The sequence below is a fragment of the Acetobacter sp. genome, assembly GCF_047721705.1.
In the GTDB taxonomy this organism is placed as follows: domain Bacteria; phylum Pseudomonadota; class Alphaproteobacteria; order Acetobacterales; family Acetobacteraceae; genus Acetobacter.
This window is the reverse complement of record NZ_JBDNXK010000016.1, coordinates 42,472-49,849: the sequence shown is the minus strand read 5'-3', so window position 1 is coordinate 49,849 and position 7,378 is coordinate 42,472. Positions and strand designations below refer to the sequence as shown.

6 protein-coding genes are annotated in these 7,378 nt (G+C 56.0%); 4 read left to right on the top strand and 2 right to left on the bottom strand.

Annotated elements, in window-relative coordinates; genetic code table 11:
- Positions 1-79 precede the first annotated feature (79 nt).
- From dapF to ABF824_RS04630, 4 genes are all read left to right on the top strand, one after another.
- Entirely contained in the window at positions 80-907 is an 828-nt protein-coding gene (dapF, locus tag ABF824_RS04645) for a diaminopimelate epimerase (protein ID WP_415486720.1), read from the top strand.
- Between the two features lie 17 nt (positions 908-924).
- A complete protein-coding gene (gene mtaB, locus ABF824_RS04640; RefSeq protein ID WP_415486719.1) occupies positions 925-2,196 on the top strand; it encodes a tRNA (N(6)-L-threonylcarbamoyladenosine(37)-C(2))-methylthiotransferase MtaB in 1,272 nt (423 codons plus the stop codon).
- A gap of 2 nt (positions 2,197-2,198) precedes the next feature.
- Complete coding sequence (gene ftsY / locus ABF824_RS04635) at positions 2,199-3,161, top strand: signal recognition particle-docking protein FtsY (RefSeq protein WP_415486711.1); 963 nt, start codon at positions 2,199-2,201, stop codon at positions 3,159-3,161.
- A gap of 145 nt (positions 3,162-3,306) precedes the next feature.
- Entirely contained in the window at positions 3,307-4,569 is a 1,263-nt protein-coding gene (locus ABF824_RS04630) for an outer membrane beta-barrel protein (protein ID WP_415486710.1), read from the top strand.
- Positions 4,570-4,621: 52 nt separating this feature from the next.
- On the opposite strand, the gene ABF824_RS04625 is transcribed toward ABF824_RS04630, so the two are convergent.
- Positions 4,622-5,710 (bottom strand): flagellar biosynthesis protein FlgL, encoded by a 1,089-nt coding sequence (locus ABF824_RS04625; RefSeq protein ID WP_415486709.1) that lies wholly within the window; start codon positions 5,708-5,710, stop codon positions 4,622-4,624.
- A gap of 3 nt (positions 5,711-5,713) precedes the next feature.
- Positions 5,714-7,267, bottom strand: coding sequence for a flagellar hook-associated protein FlgK (flgK, locus tag ABF824_RS04620; protein ID WP_415486708.1), 1,554 nt, complete (start codon positions 7,265-7,267; stop codon positions 5,714-5,716).
- Positions 7,268-7,378: the final 111 nt, after the last annotated feature.

Genomic DNA, 7,378 nt, shown 5'->3' with positions numbered 1-7,378 from the left:
TCCGATCATCCTACCGTATGGTTTACATTTTCCGGCAGAAAACCGTGCGTTTCGCTTCGTCTTCGCATATATGTCACGCATGAAAATGTTTTTTCGGAAAATGCATGGGCTGGGGAACGATTTCATTATCGTTGATGAACGTCCGCAGGCTCTTGGACTGACACCCGTCCGCATCGCGGCGCTGGCTGATCGACACAAGGGAATTGGCTGCGATCAGTTCGTTACACTTGCGCCCTCGCAACATGAAAATGCGACAGCCTTCGTGCGTTTTTTCAACCCCGATGGCAGCGAAGCAGGAGCGTGCGGCAATGCCTCCCGCTGTGTGGCGCAGTTGCTGGCGGAAGAAACCGGCGAAAACAAACTTTGCTTCGAGACAAAGGGCGGTCTGCTCCATGCCGAGGTGCTGTCCCGCACAGAAACAGATAGCGCTGTCGTCACGGTCGATATGGGACGCCCCCGCATGGAGTGGCAATCCGTCCCGCTCGCTCATGAAACCGATACGCTGCGCCTTCCTCTGACAGGTGAACCTGCCGCCCTCTCGATGGGCAACCCGCACGCGACCTTCTTCGTCGAGGACCTGGCTGAGGCAGCACGCGGCCCCGTACTGGAAGTCGACCCACTTTTTCCTGAGCGCGCCAATATCGGCTTCGCCCTCATTGAGGCGCCCGACCGGATGCGGCTGCGCGTCTGGGAACGGGGCGCGGGCTTCACGCTGGCCTGCGGTTCCGGCGCCTGCGCGGCCGTGGTCAATGCGGCGCGGCGCGGTCTCGGCGAACGTCGCATGCAGGTTGAGGTTGACGGCGGGGAGATGGTTATCGCATGGGAAGCCAACGACCATGTGCTGATGACCGGCCCCGCGCAGCTTGCCTTTGAGGGGACCGTCGATCTCGAGGCCTATCCAAAATGACCGACACCCCTCCGGAGATGCCGGTGGACCCCACGCAGGGCGCAACCCAAGGCGTGGACATTCTCACTTTCGGCTGCCGCCTCAACACCTATGAGAGCGAGGTCATGCGCGGCCACGCGGCGGCGCTGGACGATGTCATCATCGTCAACACCTGCGCCGTCACCAACGAAGCCGAGCGACAGGCGCGACAGGCCATCCGCCGGGCGCACCGCGAGCGTCCGGATGCCCGCATCGTCGTGACCGGGTGCGCCGCGCAGATCAATCCGGACCGCTGGGCCTCCATTCCCGGCGTGACACGCGTGCTGGGCAACGAGGACAAGCTGAAAGCCGAAAGCTGGAGCCTCCCTGCTCTCGGATCCGGCAATGCCGTGTCCGACATCATGGCTGCCAAGGAGACTGCGGCGCATCTGGTGACGGAGTTCGCCGGACGTACCCGTGCTTTTGTGCAGGTGCAGCAGGGCTGCGACCATCGCTGCACATTCTGTATCATCCCCTACGGACGCGGCCCTTCCCGTTCCGTGCCGGTGGGCGTGGTGGTGGAACAGGTGCGTGCGCTCGTGGCGTCCGGTTATCGCGAGGTCGTGCTGACCGGCGTGGACATCACCTCATGGGGCGACGATCTGCCCGGCACGCCGCAACTTGGCCAGTTGTGCCGCCGTCTACTCGCATTGGTACCAGAACTGGAGCGGCTACGGCTGTCCTCTGTCGACCCAGTAGAGATCGACGAGGATATCTGGCGTCTGCTGGAAAACGAACCACGCTTCATGCCTTATCTGCATCTCTCCTTGCAGGCCGGGTCGGACATGATCCTCAAGCGGATGAAGCGACGGCATCTGGTCGCGGATGCAGCATCTGTCATTGAGCGGGCACGATCGATCCGCCCCGAGATCGGCATTGGTGCGGACCTGATCGCAGGTTTCCCGACTGAAGATGAAGTGCTGTTCGAGGAAACACTCACTTTCCTTGAGCAGGCCGCCCTCCCCTATCTGCATGTCTTCCCTTACAGCGCCCGTCCCGGCACGCCTGCCGCGAAGATGCCAGCCGTGCCGGTCGTCGAACGCAAAGCCCGCGCCGCTCGGGTTCGCGCTGTCGGTGAGCAGTCGGCACAGACTTATTTCAGGAGCCTGCTAGGCCGTGAACTGCGCGTGCTGATGGAAACACCGGAAAGCGGCCACAGCGAGGAATTCGCTCCGGTCCGGCTCGCGCAGGGTCAGTCCGAAATGGGACGCATCGAGGTTCTGCGTCCGGTAGCGGTTGACGAAAAAGGCCTTGTGGCGGAGATCGTATAGTCATGGCACTCGGATTTTTCTCCCGTCTCAAGCAGGGGCTTTCGCGCTCCACCCAGAAACTCAGCAGCGTCTTCACTAAGCGCAAGCTCGATGAAGCAGCCCTTGAGGATCTGGAAGATCACCTCATCGCCGCCGATCTCGGACCGGAAGTCGCGGAACGGGTGATTGAATCCTTCCGCAACACCCGCTTCGGGGCGGAAGTGACGGATGACGAAATCCGCAACACGCTGGCCGACGAGATCGCACGCGTTCTGGAGCCTGTGGCCGTTCCCTTCGAACCCGACCCCGCTCTCAAACCGCATGTCGTCCTGATGGTCGGCGTGAACGGCAGCGGCAAGACGACGACCATCGGCAAGATGGGCCGTTATTTCAGCGAGCAGGGCAAGAAGGTCATCATGGTGGCGGGCGATACGTTCCGTGCCGCCGCCGTGGAGCAGTTGCAGGTCTGGGGCGAGCGCACGAACGTCCCGGTGATCGCTGGAAAGCCGGGGGCCGATGCGGCTGGTCTGGCCTTTGAAGCGCTCAAGCGCGGCAAGGCGGAAGGCGCCGATCTGCTGCTGATCGACACCGCCGGGCGTCTGCACAACAAGGGCGCGCTCATGGAGGAGCTCGCGAAAATCATCCGTGTGATGAAGAAATTCGACGAGACCGCGCCCCACTCCGTCATTCTCGTGCTGGACGCCACGACGGGGCAGAACGCTGTCGAGCAGGTGCGTGTCTTCCGCGAACTGGTAAACGTGACGGGTCTGATCGTGACCAAGTTGGATGGGTCCGCGCGCGGTGGCATCGTGGTCGCGCTGGCGGACCAGTTCAAGCTTCCGATCCATGCTGTGGGTGTGGGTGAAAAGGCCGAGGATCTGCGGCCGTTTTCCGCTGTGGAGTTTGCCCGTGGACTGGTGGGCAAGGCCGATATTTCCACCACGACTGAAGAGGTCACATCTGAAGAGGAAGACGCTTCTTCGTAAGCGTCTTCCTCTTCCATTCCGAAACGCAATCTTTCGGTCTGCACACGACCTCAGACAACAAATCAATACAGCTTCATATCAAATCATGTCTTTATGAGCCTGTGAGTTGGCGGCTCGCCAACATCCGGGGCGAAAGGAAAGAGACATGATCGCAAGCAGGCGCAAATATTCCATATTTCTGCTTGCTGGTTTCCTGACCGCCAGCTGGACAGATACCGCACAGGCTGCGGTCAATCTATTTTCCCAGAAAACCGATGCCTCCGAATTCGAACAATGGTGGCGCGGCATTACGCTGGCCGGCCGGATTGATGGAGGCATTATGGCCAATCCTGCCCGCCCGGATAATGGCATCAATTTTGGTGACTTTATCGGCGATCATGCCAATCAGGCGCAACTCAATCAGTTCGCCCTGACGCTTTCACGAGCCATCGACACCACAAAGGACGATTACAGCTTCGGCTTCACTCTGGAGGCAAGCTATGGTTCTGACTCACGCTATTATCACCTGCTGGGTATTTCAGATCGCGCGCTCAATGCACGCTATCAGATCATTCCGGCACAGGCGCACGTAGACGCCCATCTGCCGTGGTTTACAAAACTTGGCATCGATATGCACGCAGGCATCCTGCAAGCTCCCATGGGACCAGAAGCCTTCGATCCTACAGCGCGTCCTTTCTATACTTTCAGCTATACTGGCCAATATTCCGTGCCTTTTGAACATGTCGGCATGATGGCGACCATTCACGTCACGCCCATGATCGATGTATTGACCGGCATTGATACAGGTAACCAGACGACATTCGGCCACAATGACAATAACGATGCTCCGGCAGGTTACGCGGGAGTTGCACTCAACAATCTTGCTGGTGGAAAACTGACAATTACAGAACTCAGCCGTTTCGGTCCCGAAGATGCACGGTTTGCGCTTGGGGGCGCAGCCAATCACGACATGCGTTTCTGGAACGATCTCATGGCAGTTTATCAGGTGACACCTACAGTCAAGGTAACTGGCGAGTTCAACTATCTCCATGATGACGGTCTACGTGCCGACACTTACAGCTTTGTCTCTTATCTTTCTTGGGACTTTGCCAAGAACCTGACCTTCAATTATCGCGGTGAAATCTATCGCGATAACACTGGTCTGATGGTTGTGAACTTTCTGTCTGACCAAGGATACATGAACGGTATCGCTGGTCGGAACGCCCCTACAGAAAGCGCCCCTCCAACCACCTATGGTGATATGAGCCTTGGCGTGACTTACCGCACACCACTTTCAAAAGACCTTGGTTTTTTCGCCATTCGTCCGGAAGTGCGATTTGACCGTTCTCTTAACGGCACATCCCCGTTCAATGATGGACGCAACACTGGCATGTTCACCTTTGGCGGTGACGCCATGATCGGGTTTTAGTCAGAAAAAGAAACGGGCAAACATTATTGTTCTGCCCGTTTCTTTTTGGTTACTAGAGATAATTTGCCAGTGTCATGCTTTTGAAAGCAGCGACCAGAGCATAGGATGATTCAATCTGGTTCTGTACTGTCGTGGTTTGCGTTGCAACAGCTGCCAGATCTGAACTGCTAAGTTCTGTCACATCCGAAAGCTGCGATGCTAACATGACGCTCATCGTCGAAAGCGAAGAAGCCTGCGCCGTGAGGGATGTTTGCGTCAGCCCCAGAGAGCCCACCTGAGCCGACAGTTCACTGGAAATCGTCGTGGTGGAAGACTGAAGCTGGGAAACAAGATCTGTAAAATTTGAACTGGAAGTATCTGCACTGCCCAAAGAGGCTACGATCATCAGGTTACGCATCAGGTCGCGAATTGGCGAGCCTGTGGTAGTGGTCCCATCTCCAGTTGTGGTGCCTTGCGTGGCGGTCATCCCCACACTGATAACCTGCCCTTGTCCAATAACGGCTTTATTGGTCAGGCTGCTTGCGGAAACGGGGTCGGTGGACAAGGTCGAGGAGAATACCGACAGGCTATTGTCCGACGCATCCTGTGTCGCCTTGGCAAAGACAGACGCAGCACCATCTGTATCGAGAGCACTCACGGCATCTGCCGTCGCAGTCGCCAAAGAACTGTCAGCAAGACCTGCCGCATCCGTGACCGGTATGGTGCCACTGTCCTGACCGGCAAAAACATAGCCGGAGCTACCTGTGGTATTGAGATATGTTCCCAGTTCTCCCAAAGCAGACTGGGCGCTTTCAGCAATTGTCTGAAGCTCATCCTGTCCAAGGTTGCCTTTTAGAGACAGGATGTTCGTGCTTAATGTCGATGCTATTGACGAAATCTGCGTCAAGGCTGTTTGCGTAATGTCTAGATTCGTCTGCGCTCCCTGAACAGACGTTTGCCAGGTCGCAAGGGCTGTAACCTGCGGCACGAGACTCAAAGCCTGTGTGCGCTGCCCCGTATCCAGAGCAGCGTAGGAATCAGCCTTCATCCCAGACGAGGCCTGATAGGAAAGCGTCGTCTGCTCCTGATCAAGACGCTTTATCTCCTGTTGCAGGACATAAGTAGTGCCGCTAGCACCATAAAGACCAACTGAAGAAGTCATGACTTACACCGCATCCAGAAGCGCCGTGAACATCGCTTTCACAGCCGTTATAACTTTTGCATTTGCTGTATAGGCATTTTGCAAGGCAACAAGTTTCGACATCTCATTATCGACATCGACACCGGACACATTCGATACTTTCGTCGTCAGCGATGTCTGCACCGTTGTCGCTGTTGCAAGAGAAGTGGTGGCGGTAGATGCAACTGTCGCCTGACTGGATGTCAACGCTGTCGCCAAATTAGCCAATGTCTGGTTTCCAGCGTAACCCGTGGAAATGTTTCCATTCACACCCAAACCAGAAGTTGGGGCAACAGGATCCGTACCATTCAACGCAGTAGAAAGAAGAGTCTGCGCCAAGGTGGTCGAGCCGGATGTGGATAATACCGATGGATCCGCACTGACAGACGCACTTACCTGAATATTACTCGAAAATCCGACAATTCCATCAGGATCTTTCGACGTCGTGCTTGAGGCTGGCACTGCGCCAGAACTATCAGTGAACAGAGTCAATCCGGCCGAGTCGAATCTGGAAGCCAGCGTATAAGCAAATGAATCCAACTGGGCCTGCATCTTGGGATACACCGTATCACGCAGGGTAATGTTGGCTCCCAGACTGCCGCCCGTCAGATCAGACGTCAGGTCTTTGCTGCTATCAAGCGCCTTATCACTGCTGACAAACGTAATCGCTGGAACATAACTGGAAGAGGAAGAGGCAGTAATGGAGGACGTTGCCGAAAGAGTGGCATCCTCAGTGGACAAGGGCCATGTCGATGTTGCCTGCAACGCACTGGAACCATCGGATGGATATGTCGAGAGAACCGTATTCTCACTATTTGTCGGATATGTAGGCAATTGCGTGCCGTCAGCAGTCTTGACCAGCATATCGCCTTTGGCCGTCTCGGTATAAGAAACCGAAATATACGAAGACAGATCCGACATCGCTGAGGCGCGCTGATTTTCTAAATCTGCCGTGCTCAGACCCTGTACTTTCAAAGACATGATCTGCTTCGATAGCACACCAATTGTTGTCAGATCCGTATTGATCGAGGAAACTTCGTCAACAATTGAATCCTGGGCTGCCTGCCGCTGCGTCTGATAGGCAGACGACATGGTGTTGATGGACGTTGCTAGTGTAGATGCATCCGCCACGACAGTACTGCGTGCCGTTGAATCTGTCGGCGTGGAAATAAGGGAGGTAATGGCATTCGACAAATTGCCAACTTCGTCCGACAGCGTGCCAGTTGAGCCGGAATCAGCACTCATGGAACCCTGAAGGGACGTGATTGCGGACAATGAATTGTCCTGCACCGTCAGCGAAGCTACCTGCGCATTCTGCGTATAAAGGCTGTTCTGCAAGGCATCATTGACATTTCTTGTTGTCAGACCGATGGAGATTCCAGAGCCCGTCCCAACAGTATCTGTCGCATTGAGATTTGCGTTCTCCGCCACGTAACCTGTAGTACTTGCGTTCGAAACATTTTGTGACACGACACCGAGGGCATACTGCGTGCCCTCAAGACCACTGGTCGCAATTGACAGGGCACTACCCAGATCCATGACCTAAGAACTCCAGCAAAAACCCTGTCGGCATAAACAATCGGATCAGGGTGACCACGGCCGGCGATTTTACCGGCCCGGGGTCAAAGCATTGAACCAGACGGGACTTCC

Bases quoted from the DNA above. Each gene is read 5' to 3' on its own strand.
- dapF (WP_415486720.1), top strand. From the start codon at position 80: ATGAAAATGTTTTTTCGGAAAATGCATGGGCTGGGGAACGATTTCATT.
- mtaB (WP_415486719.1), top strand. From the start codon at position 925: ATGCCGGTGGACCCCACGCAGGGCGCAACCCAAGGCGTGGACATTCTC.
- ftsY (WP_415486711.1), top strand. From the start codon at position 2,199: ATGGCACTCGGATTTTTCTCCCGTCTCAAGCAGGGGCTTTCGCGCTCC.
- ABF824_RS04630 (WP_415486710.1), top strand. From the start codon at position 3,307: ATGATCGCAAGCAGGCGCAAATATTCCATATTTCTGCTTGCTGGTTTC.
- ABF824_RS04625 (WP_415486709.1), bottom strand. From the start codon at position 5,710: ATGACTTCTTCAGTTGGTCTTTATGGTGCTAGCGGCACTACTTATGTC.
- flgK (WP_415486708.1), bottom strand. From the start codon at position 7,267: ATGGATCTGGGTAGTGCCCTGTCAATTGCGACCAGTGGTCTTGAGGGC.